Annotated in this window: 7 protein-coding genes; 2 read left to right on the forward strand and 5 right to left on the reverse strand. The window is 36.4% G+C overall.

The features are described from left to right. Positions 1–242 precede the first annotated feature (242 nt). Complete coding sequence (locus ACKI2P_RS03790; protein WP_407375158.1) at positions 243–1,253, forward strand: TIGR00268 family protein; 1,011 nt, start codon at positions 243–245, stop codon at positions 1,251–1,253. An 8-nt stretch (positions 1,254–1,261) separates the two neighbouring features. After that, positions 1,262–2,017 carry a HesA/MoeB/ThiF family protein gene (locus ACKI2P_RS03795; protein WP_407375160.1) on the forward strand — a complete coding sequence of 252 codons (756 nt, stop codon included), beginning with the start codon at positions 1,262–1,264 and terminating at the stop codon, positions 2,015–2,017. A 10-nt stretch (positions 2,018–2,027) separates the two neighbouring features. Here the strand turns inward: ACKI2P_RS03795 and fdhD are convergent, their stop codons facing one another. From fdhD to ACKI2P_RS03820, 5 genes are all read right to left on the reverse strand, one after another. Next, on the reverse strand, positions 2,028–2,858 hold the full coding sequence (fdhD, locus tag ACKI2P_RS03800) for a formate dehydrogenase accessory sulfurtransferase FdhD (protein ID WP_407375162.1): 831 nt from the start codon (positions 2,856–2,858) through the stop codon (positions 2,028–2,030). A gap of 55 nt (positions 2,859–2,913) precedes the next feature. Then, positions 2,914–3,291 (reverse strand): putative zinc-binding protein, encoded by a 378-nt coding sequence (locus ACKI2P_RS03805; RefSeq protein WP_407375164.1) that lies wholly within the window; start codon positions 3,289–3,291, stop codon positions 2,914–2,916. Positions 3,292–3,342: 51 nt separating this feature from the next. After that, on the reverse strand, positions 3,343–5,805 hold the full coding sequence (locus ACKI2P_RS03810; protein WP_407375166.1) for an excinuclease ABC subunit UvrA: 2,463 nt from the start codon (positions 5,803–5,805) through the stop codon (positions 3,343–3,345). A 106-nt stretch (positions 5,806–5,911) separates the two neighbouring features. Beyond that, positions 5,912–6,355: a cyclophilin-like fold protein gene (locus ACKI2P_RS03815; protein ID WP_407375168.1), complete on the reverse strand. Its 444-nt coding sequence runs from the start codon at positions 6,353–6,355 to the stop codon at positions 5,912–5,914. Positions 6,356–6,424: 69 nt separating this feature from the next. Continuing rightward, positions 6,425–7,444 carry an adenylosuccinate synthetase gene (locus ACKI2P_RS03820; protein ID WP_407375170.1) on the reverse strand — a complete coding sequence of 340 codons (1,020 nt, stop codon included), beginning with the start codon at positions 7,442–7,444 and terminating at the stop codon, positions 6,425–6,427. Positions 7,445–7,571 lie beyond the last annotated feature (127 nt).

Below are 7,571 nucleotides of genomic sequence, written 5' to 3' on the forward strand. Positions count from 1 at the left end.
CTATGTATGGAAAAAAATAACTATTGTTATATAGTTGATTTTCGAAGGGATTCCACTTTTTTCCATAACCTATAAAACAGTTTAAAAAACTACAAGTTCCATAAAAATTGTTTTATATCTCCAAAATAAAATATAAAATAATTAAAATAATGGGCAGTTATGAACTCCTTAAAACCATAACGAAAACCCATTAATTGAAAACAAGAGCATTATTGATTCTCTTGAATGTTTAAAGGGATAAAATGAACTTAGATGAAAAAATTAATATTGTTAAAGATATTCTGCAGGATAAAAAAGTAGCGATTGGATTTTCAGGAGGTGCAGATTCAACCCTGCTTGTTTATCTTGCTTCAAAATATGCAAAGGATACACTAGCCATAACAATTGACAACCATATATTACCTGAAGGTTTTATTGAAAACACAGTCAAAGCAGTGAAATCATTTGGAGTCAAACACGAAATAATTGATATTAATTTTTATGAAAATGACACATTTTTAGCCAATGACGAAAAAAGGTGTTATAACTGTAGAAATCTAATGTATAGCGAAATTGAAAAATTAGCCTATAAAAAAGGATTTGATTTTATTTGCGACGGGAATAACATCAGTGACCTTGTAATAGACAGGCCGGGAATTCTAGTCACTTATAAAAAAAAATTTAACACACCATTCATTCAAGCTAAATTAACCTCAAAAGAAATCCATGAATATCTAAACAAAAACAGTATACCATTTTCCAGATCAACAACATGCCTTGCAACAAGAATACCTACCAATACTGCTGCAACGCAAGAGAAAATCAAAAGAATAGGTTACTGTGAAAATTACATTTTAGCCAATACTGACTGTGAAATAGTTAAAGTTAGAGATTTTGGAAAACTTGGTGTTATTGAAGCGGACAACATTGATGAAATTCTCACAAATGACAAATATAAACTCATCAATGATGAATTAAAACATAGAGGTTTTGAAAAAGTTGCTTTAAATTTAACCGCCATTGATGATGACGAATACATTAGTATTGACTATCATAAAGGTTCATTTTCATATCAGCTCCCATTTACAATAAACCTGGAAAATACACAAAATCAACTTAAGGATATTGATTACAATAAATCCGGTGAAAAAATAGAACTTGAAAATATAACTATTTATGAAACCGGATTAATTGAAGGAAACAATTTTGAAAATTACGAAAGTGCTTTAGACACTTTTATGAAAATACTGCAAAAACTAAGAAGAAATATTTAGGTGAAAAAATGCCAACAAGATACATAGGTGACGGATACTGGGAAATAGCTTCCCGTCAAATGAGCATAGTTACAAGAAGTGAACAGGAAAGATTCAAAGATGCCAAAATCACAGTCATCGGCTGTGGCGGGATTGGTGGAGAAACCATAGAAATGCTTGCAAGAATGGGTGTCGGAGAACTGGTTTTAGTTGATAAAGATGCATTTGACTTATCAAATCTAAACCGACAGACTTTAGCTTCCATAGCAGATTTGGGTCTCGATAAAAGCAGTGTTGCAAAAGAAAAAGTCAGATTAATTAACCCATATGTTAAGGTTAGTACATTCAACGAACACATTGACCAAACAAACATAGAAAAAGTAATTGGAGACTCAAACATAGTAATAGATGCACTTGACAATGTCCTAACAAGAGTTATTGTATCCAGAACCGCAAAAGAAAAAGGAATCCCATACATTCATGGAGCAATACACGGAACAATGGGCCAAATTACAGTATTTCTGCCAAATAGTGAAAAGACATATGAAGAAATGTTCAATCTTCCATCTATTGGAAAAGAATTAACAGAAGAAGTAATTGAAGATTTAAAAAATGTAACATCAGGAGTTCCACCTGTTATAGGTCCTACTCCAAACTTGATTGGTTGTCTTGAAGCTTTTGAGGCATATAAAATAATTACAGGAGTAGGAAAAGTTACCGTAGCTCCAAAAATACTAACTTTTGATTTATTAGATTTAGGTTCATTTTCATTGGATGAACTTTAATTTCTATTTTTTATTTTTCAAGATTCACCCGTTCAGGAGCAGTATAAATTGTAAATCTGTTGTCCCTGACAAAACCGACCATCGTAATGTTTCCGGCCCTTGCAACGTCAATTCCTGATGATGCTGGTGCTGCATTGGAAATGATGATTGGAATTCCAACCCTAATTACTTTTATCAGCATGTCTGCCGGCATTCTTCCACTGTATGAAATGTAACATTTTGAAAATTCATAACCCTTCCTTGAAGCGGCTCCAATAACTTTATCGACTGCAACATGACGGCTTACGTCTTCCCGAATTATTATGTTGTCTTCATACTTCAGCTGTGCAACGTGAACCCCTGCGGTTTTCTGCCATATCTTGGCTTCATCTGTCAAATGTTCGATATCCCTAATTATTTGAGACGCATCAACCTTCAATTCAGATTCATTTGGTTCTATTGTTTTCAATTCAGACCTTATTCCGCCGGCATTGTCTGAATTTACTCCCTGGTACTCTAAGAGTCTGCAGACACATGCATGCTCACAATTGCCTTTTCTCTCCTGGACAATTCCTTCCTGTTCCAGGTCCTCTTCAGGGTCATGTGACAGCTTTGTTGAAACAAGTACGTTTGTTCCGTCCAACGTAATTGAATTGATGTCGGAATAATCCTTGATTAAACCTTCCCCCAAGCAGTATCCAATTGCAAAATCCTCCAAATCCTTAGGATAAGTTGAAAATTTTCTCGGAGGTAAATAATCGATGAATAGATAAGTATATTCATCATCAACGCTGTTTTCCTTGATGGTTTTGTATTCGCCATCTTTCCATTGAATTACTTCAGTTTGTCGTATGAAATCCATATTATCACTCACAATAATATATTAACAATTGTTATATTTAAATATATAAAAAAAATTAAAGGTTATCCAAAACCTTGAAAATTTCATTTTTTATTATTTTAACACATTCTTCAGCCTCACTGTCAAGTCTGAACGGATCATTTGCACAAACATCATGCCCCTCTAAAACTTCACTTGCGCTGATTGTTCTGGAAACATTAATGGCCTTATTGTTCAAAATCTTGTTTACACAACCATTGCCGCATCCGTTAATTGCAATTATCGGATACTTTTTAAGCATTTCATTGTTTTTTCCTTCAATATCTGCAGATGTCGAACCCATACAAATGGATATTACATTGTCTCTTTCATTACGTGCATCACCAACTGCAACCCTTGAAACCAAACCGTTTGCACTCATTCCGTTGCATGGTGCCAATGCGACCTTTTTCATATAATCACCAATTTAAGTATTTTTAAAAGAATATTTAAAGTTAACCGAAAATTAAAGCAGATTCTTCTCATCCAGGTATCTGCCTGTAAGACTGTTTTTAGAATCAATAATATCTTTTAAAGAGCCACTGGCCAATATCCTCCCTCCACGATAATCATCATCGATTCCAATGTCAATTATATAGTCAGCATTAGCTATCAAATCCAAATCATGCTCAATTACAATAACCGTTGCACCCATTTCAATGAGATAATCAAGGACGTTTATCAATGCCTTTACATCCAGCGGATGAAGTCCAATTGTCGGCTCATCAAAAATGAATATTGAATTCTTTTGAGTCTTGCCTATCTCTGAAGCAAGTTTGAGCCTTTGTGCCTCACCTCCGGACAGACTTGGAGTGTCTTCTCCCAAAGTCAGATATCCCAATCCCAAATCTGATAATTTCTGCAGTTTTTTAGTGACCTTATCAAGACCAAAAAGCTCCTCCAATGCCTCATCAACCGTCAGACTCATGATGTCCGCAATAGACAGTCCGTTGTATCTTACCTCATCGGCCTTTTTATCATATCTTGACCCGTCACAGTCGGGACATGTTATCTCAACATCCGGCAGGAACTGAACGTCCATTGAAACACGCCCGGTACCGTTGCATGTTTCACATCTGAGTTTTCCAGTATTGTATGAGAAATCAGACATCTTGTACTCATCGGTCAGATTGGCGAATTCACGTCTCAAATCATCCAATACCTTGGAGTATGTTGAAACTGTGCTTCTTACATTCTGACCAATCGGAACGCTGTCAATCAAATCGATTTTCTTAATGTCACTGCACTCTATATCATTTACCCCATCAGGCAACTTTTCATTATTGATTACTGCCTTTACAGCAGGATAAAGGGCTTCAAGTAAAAGCGTAGTTTTTCCGCTTCCGGAAACTCCGCTGACAACTGTCAGTTTTCCTTTAGGAATGTGAATATCCATTTCACTGACATTGTGAATCTCATTTGTCCTGATGTTTATCGATCCGTTTTCAAAAATATCATCGGATTTGTCCCTGATGATGATTTTTTCTGAATTTGTTAAAAATGGTGAAATTTGTGATGCATCATTTTTTTCAATTTCATCCAATGTACCCTCAGCAATTATGTTTCCTCCATCGGCACCTGCCTTAGGCCCCATTTCAATCATGTAATCTGCAATGGAGAGTATCCTTGTATCATGGTCAACCAGAATAATTGAGTTTCCATCATCAATCAATCTCCTTATGACACTTATAAGTCCATCCACATTGTCAGGGTGAAGACCTATCGAAGGCTCATCCAAAACATAAAGAACACCTGTTGTGTGGTTTCTTAAGGTTTTTGCAAGCTGAACCCTTTGAAGCTCACCTGTTGATAAAGTATTTGCCTGCCGGTCCAGTGAAATGTAGCTCAATCCCAAATCAAGCAGGATATTTGCATTGTCCATGAATTCCTCCACAATAGCTTCAGCCATATCCCTCATTTCACCAGGAAGTTTGGCGATAACCTGCGGAATCCATAAAACCAGTTCCTTAAGATTCATTTTACATGCTTCAGCCAGGTTGATTCCGCCTAAAAGTGTTTGCCTAGCTTTGGCGTTCAGTCTTGTTCCATTGCAGTCGCTGCAGACCTTAGTTGTCAGGAACTTGTTGATTTTTGTTAGTCCCTTTTCGGTTTTGGCTTTCTTGAGTGCCTCTTCAATGGCCTTATGGGCATTCCTATACTCGGCATTCAGTTCAAACAGCTTTCCGTTTTTGGATGGGATGTTGATATATTTCTTAACAGCCGGACCGTTGTAGACAATGTCCTTTTCCTCATCAGTCAAATCCCTGAAAGGCACATCCACACGAACTCCCAGCTCGCCTGCAACAAGATACATCCAGGAAATGCCGAACTGATTCCATGCAGCCACTGCACCTTCCTCCAATGTTTTCGTATCATCCAAAACCAGTTTTGATGAATCAACATCCCGGATGAACCCTGTTCCTACACATGTCGGACATGCACCATCGGAATTGAATGCATACTCCTCAGCACCGAGGCCGTAAAACTCCTCACCACACACAGGGCATTTTATAGGTATTTCACGAGCAACATTCATGGTGGGTTCCTGCAGATGCCCATTAGGACATGTATAATTACCACATCTTGAATATAATAATCTCAAAGAGTTTAAAAGCTCAGTTGAGGTTCCAAAAGTTGATCTTATGTTTGGAACGTTAGGCCGTTGGTTCAAAGCAAGAGCCGCCGGAACATACTGAATCAAATCTACACTTGCCTTTTTGGTTTGTGAAATCCTTCGACGGGTATAAGTTGAAAGCGCATCCAAATACCTTCGAGAACCTTCTGAATATAAAACTCCTAACGCCAGTGATGATTTACCGCTTCCTGAAACACCACTGATTGCAACGATTTTACCGAGAGGAATGTCCACATCAATATTTTTCAGATTATGGACTCGAGCACCTCTGATGATTATCATATCCTTGTACATGAATAATTATTTAGAAAAAATATGTAATAAAATTTATTCAAAAATTGTCAAGAGCTGTGAAATTCCATTTGAAAAATCACCCCTCCAAAAAAAGTCAAAATTACAATCACTTCAAACTCAAAACCAGTTCAACATCCCCTGAACCAAGAACATTCTGAAGTTCAGTGGCATTGACATTCTCTATTTTTCCCAGTTTAGTATATGACCATGAATGAGATTCACAAAACAGAGAAACCTGATTTCCATTGTACAAAACCAAATCTCCCGGAGATGTGGTGATTGATTCATCTGAAGTTGGAAGTGAAAACCCCAAATCACCAACCTTTTCAAATCCGCCGTATTCTTTGGCGCCAATAGATATGTCTGCATCATTTAATTTTTCAATCAATTCTTTTGTTGCATCATTAATTTCCAATTTCACATCAAAAGTGGAGTTATTCACTTTAAGTTTAATTATATTCTCTGAAGCAGGTTCAGCAAATACAACAGAAAGCATTGTCATGAAACTTAAGAAAATAGCTATTGAGATTAATCTCTTGTTAAAAAACATATTACATATTTTATCAAAAAAACTATAAAAAGATTGTATTAAAATCAAAAAAAAAGAGTGAAAAAAGAATTATAATAATTCTTTTCTTAAATCGATTGTATCTTTCAAATCAGGCCCGGTTGAGATAATTGTTACAGGAACACCGGTTTCGGTTTGAATGTCTTCAATGAACGCTTTGGTTTCAGCTGACAATTCACTGTAATCCTGTACACGTGCACAATCGAACAGCCTGTCAACACAAGTTAAGGCAATTTGGGTTGCACCATTGATTCTGCAGGACTCTTTTGCAAGTTCCATGTCAAAGTAACCAATTCTTCTACGTCTTCCGGTTACAACACCATATTCTTCAAGCCCTTTGCTTTCGGCTTCTTCCTGTGTCATTTCTGTTGGGAACGGACCTTCTCCAACACGTGAAATATATGATTTGAACACTGTAATGACTTCATCTACTTTAGTTGGTCCCACACCTACATCAGCAGCAAATGTTGATGCTGTTGTGTCTTTACTTGTTACAAAAGGATAAGTTCCATAATAAAGAGACAATGCAAATCCTTGTGAACCTTCAATGAATACCTCTTCACCATTATCGATAGCCTCATTACAAGCAACTGACACATCAGTAATGTATTCTTCGAGTTCAGGAATGTCACGTGCTAAATCAATAGTTCTAAGCACACGATCTGAATTTGCAGGTCCGCATCCGGAACCGGTACTTCCTATCTTTTTGGCCAAATGTTCGGATTTTACATCCCTTTCAAGGTGCTCTTTTGAAATAATAGCACATCTAGGGTCCACACACATCCTTTCTTTAACATTATATTTCTTCAAGTCTTCAAATTCTTTAAAAAGCACATCAGGATTAACTAAAACTCCAGCCCCAATCATAAGTTTAGCACCGGTATGTACAAAACCTGATGGGGTCAATCTTAAACCGTATTTTTCTCCGTTGAATTCAACAGAGTGCCCTGCATTTGGCCCGACTCCAGCACGAGCAATAATACTTGGTTTGTCATTGTCACAAAGGTAGGTAATACATTTTCCTTTACCTTCGTCCCCCCATGCTCCACCAACTAAAATACTACAAGTCATTTAATAACTCCTAAATAATCAATAATTTTAAAAAATAGGAAATTTCATTCCACATATATTTTATTTTTTAATATTTTAAAAAGTTTTCCATATGTAAAAAAAATTGTCAAAATTATTTAGTAATAAT

This window comes from Methanobrevibacter sp. (assembly GCF_045541095.1).
Lineage (GTDB): Archaea > Methanobacteriota > Methanobacteria > Methanobacteriales > Methanobacteriaceae > Methanocatella.

Bases quoted from the DNA above. Each gene is read 5' to 3' on its own strand.
- ACKI2P_RS03790 (WP_407375158.1), top strand. From the start codon at position 243: ATGAACTTAGATGAAAAAATTAATATTGTTAAAGATATTCTGCAGGAT.
- ACKI2P_RS03795 (WP_407375160.1), top strand. From the start codon at position 1,262: ATGCCAACAAGATACATAGGTGACGGATACTGGGAAATAGCTTCCCGT.
- fdhD (WP_407375162.1), bottom strand. From the start codon at position 2,858: ATGGATTTCATACGACAAACTGAAGTAATTCAATGGAAAGATGGCGAA.
- ACKI2P_RS03805 (WP_407375164.1), bottom strand. From the start codon at position 3,291: ATGAAAAAGGTCGCATTGGCACCATGCAACGGAATGAGTGCAAACGGT.
- ACKI2P_RS03810 (WP_407375166.1), bottom strand. From the start codon at position 5,805: ATGTACAAGGATATGATAATCATCAGAGGTGCTCGAGTCCATAATCTG.
- ACKI2P_RS03815 (WP_407375168.1), bottom strand. From the start codon at position 6,355: ATGTTTTTTAACAAGAGATTAATCTCAATAGCTATTTTCTTAAGTTTC.
- ACKI2P_RS03820 (WP_407375170.1), bottom strand. From the start codon at position 7,444: ATGACTTGTAGTATTTTAGTTGGTGGAGCATGGGGGGACGAAGGTAAA.